Origin of the sequence: Herbaspirillum sp. B65, from assembly GCF_000333555.1 — a bacterium.
Classification (GTDB): Bacteria; Pseudomonadota; Gammaproteobacteria; order Burkholderiales; family Burkholderiaceae_D; genus Herbaspirillum; species Herbaspirillum rubrisubalbicans.
Map to the genome: position 1 here is coordinate 1 of NZ_BADI01000827.1, position 2,262 is coordinate 2,262.

General features: G+C 61.5%; 2 protein-coding genes. Both read left to right on the forward strand.

Annotation, left to right across the window (positions count from 1 at the left end):
* Positions 1–276, forward strand: a 276-nt coding sequence (locus I5W_RS19725) for an ABC transporter permease subunit (RefSeq protein WP_044530506.1), incomplete at its 5' end; no start/stop codon positions are given.
* Positions 277–280: 4 nt separating this feature from the next.
* Positions 281–2,248 carry a branched-chain amino acid ABC transporter ATP-binding protein/permease gene (locus I5W_RS19730; protein WP_044530507.1) on the forward strand — a complete coding sequence of 656 codons (1,968 nt, stop codon included), beginning with the start codon at positions 281–283 and terminating at the stop codon, positions 2,246–2,248.
* The last annotated feature ends 14 nt before the right edge of the window (positions 2,249–2,262 follow it).

Consider the following 2,262-nt stretch of genomic DNA (forward strand, 5'->3'; position numbering starts at 1 on the left):
CGCCTTCCCGGCGTGCTGGTGGCGCCGCTGACGCTGACCGGCGCCACCATGGGCGCGGCACTGGGACTGAAGGCCTTTGCGGTGGCCATCATCGGCGGCCTCACCTCGGGCATGGGCGCCATCGTCGGCGGCCTGATCCTGGGCGTGGCCGAGACCGTGACCGGCTTCTATATCTCCACCGGCTACAAGGAAGTCCCGGGACTGGTGCTGCTGCTGCTGGTCCTGGCGGTGAAACCTGCGGGCCTGTTCGGCAAAACTGCGATCAAGAAGGTCTGATGCGATGAACAAGAAAATCCTGCTCCTGTCTTTGCTGGGTATCGTCGCGTTGGGCGGCATTCCCATGGTGGTGCACAACCCGTATTACCTGCACCTGATCGAAACCATCCTGATTTACGCCATCCTGCTGTTCGGGTTGGATATCGTGGTCGGCTATACCGGCCAGGTCTCGCTGGGTCATGCTGGCTTGTTCGGCATCGGCTCGTATGCGGCCGGCGTGCTGTTCTTCAAGCTGGGGATGCCGATCTTCGTGACGGTACCGGCCGCCATTGCCGTCACGGCAGTGTTCGGTGCCATCCTGGCCTTGCCGGCCTTGCGCGTGACTGGTCCTTACCTGGCCATGGTGACGCTGGCCTTTGGCACCATCATCCAGATCCTGATCAACGAGATGACCTTCCTCACCGAAGGCCCGATGGGGATCAAGCTGCACAAGCCCATGATCGGCGGCGAGAAGATGAGCGAAGTGCAGTTCTTCTATCTGGTGGCGGTCTTGATGGTGATCTCGATGCTGGTGGTACATCGCATCCTCAAGTCCAACCTGGGGCGCGCGTTCCAGGCCCTGCGTGACAGCCCGATCGCTTCCGATTGCATGGGCGTGTCGGTGTATCGCTACAAAGTCTATGCCTTCATCATCAGCGCTGCGTTGGCCGGTCTCTCGGGTGCCCTGTATGCGTATTCGGAAGAGTACATCTCGCCCAATACCTACAACTTCGAGCTGACCATCCTGTTCCTGCTGGCGGTGATCATGGGCGGACGCAAGTCGCGCATCGGCTCGCTCATCGGTGCGCTGATTGTGGTGATGCTGCCCAGCCTGCTGTCGGACATCGAACTGTTCCGCCAGATCGCCACCGTGCTGGCGGTGATCGTGGTGGTGGGGGCTGGCGCACAGGTGGCGCGCAAGACCAAGACTGCGCGTGGGGTGGCCGTGCCGGTGGTGGCGACCATCGCCATGGCGGCCTTCTCCTACAAGCTGGAAAATATTACCGACTGGCGCCTGACCATCTTTGGTCTGATGACCCTGTTCGTGGTGTATTACCTGCAGGATGGCATCGTCGGCTTCTGCCGCAACCTGTTTGGTCGCTTGCTCACCAAGCATGTGCCGGTGGCGCAGCAGATCGCGGGCGACAAGGAGCGTGCCGTCATCACGACCGATTCGGTCAAGGATCAGGGGGCCACGCTGTTGAAGGTCAACCAGATACTGATGCAGTTCGGCGGCTTGAAAGCCTTGAATCGCGTCGATCTGGACGTGCGCAAGGGAACCGTACACGGCCTGATCGGCCCCAACGGCTCCGGCAAGAGCACCATGATGAACGTACTCACCGGCATCTATCGTCCTACAGATGGCGTGGTGGAATACGATGGCCGCCCGATCTCCGGCAATGTGCCCTCGGCCATCGCCCTGGGCGGCGTGGCGCGGACCTTCCAGAACGTGCAGTTGTTCGGTGAAATGACGGCCACTGAAAACGTGCTGGTGGGCCTGCATCACACCTTCGGCAGCAACGTGGTCGACGTCATGGTCAATACGTCCCGTTACGTCCGGGAAGAGCAGGCCGCGCGCGAACGCGCTGCAGCCATCCTGGAGTTCGTCGGCTTGGCCAACCTGGCCAACGAAGAAGCGCGCAACCTGCCTTACGGCAAGCAGCGCCTGCTGGAAATCGGCCGTGCACTGGGCTTGAATCCGAGTCTGTTGCTGCTGGACGAACCGGCCGCTGGCCTCACTGCGCCGGACATCAAGGAACTCGTTGCCATCATCCGCAAGATCCGCGAAGCCGGCATCACCATCATCCTGATCGAACACCACATGGACGTGGTCATGTCCATCTGCGATACCGTCACCGTGCTCGACTTCGGCCAGAAGATCGCCGAAGGCAAGCCGGCCCAGGTCCAGGCTGACCCCAAGGTCATCGAAGCCTACCTCGGCAGTGGCGCAGGCGATGCCCATGACAACCCATCCAGCCCCGCGGGAGCCTGAACATGCTGACCATT